Source organism: Fundicoccus sp. Sow4_D5 (genome assembly GCF_052116365.1).
GTDB lineage: Bacteria > Bacillota > Bacilli > Lactobacillales > Aerococcaceae > Fundicoccus.
In genome coordinates, this window is record NZ_JBQKLF010000036.1 from 1 (window position 1) to 319 (window position 319).

1 pseudogene is annotated in these 319 nt (G+C 43.3%); it reads right to left on the minus strand.

The features are described 5' to 3' along the window. A pseudogene (locus ACTQ45_RS13680) lies at positions 1-319 on the minus strand (IS21 family transposase); the annotation flags it as partial.

The following is a 319-nucleotide window of genomic DNA, read 5'->3' on the forward strand; positions in this document are numbered from 1 at the left end:
GCGTTTTTGGAAAGGTCTCGCGTTATAAATAAGTAACTTTTCTCGAATTGCTTCTTTCAGCAGCGCAAAAGAAGAAAAGGTCTCATGGCGTAGAGAGGCGATGAGAGCAGTCGCAATTTTTCCTACCGCACCTTCAACGGCTGCTTTTTGTTTGGGTTTTCGAACTTGAGCTGGCATAATGGCCATCACATAATGATTCGCTAGGGCTTCATAGTGTGCATTTAATACAATATCTCCCTCTTTAGGATGACTCACTACGCCTACTTTGAGATTGTCGCAAACTAGTCGGATCGGCGTTCCACCCAAAAATTCAAATAGA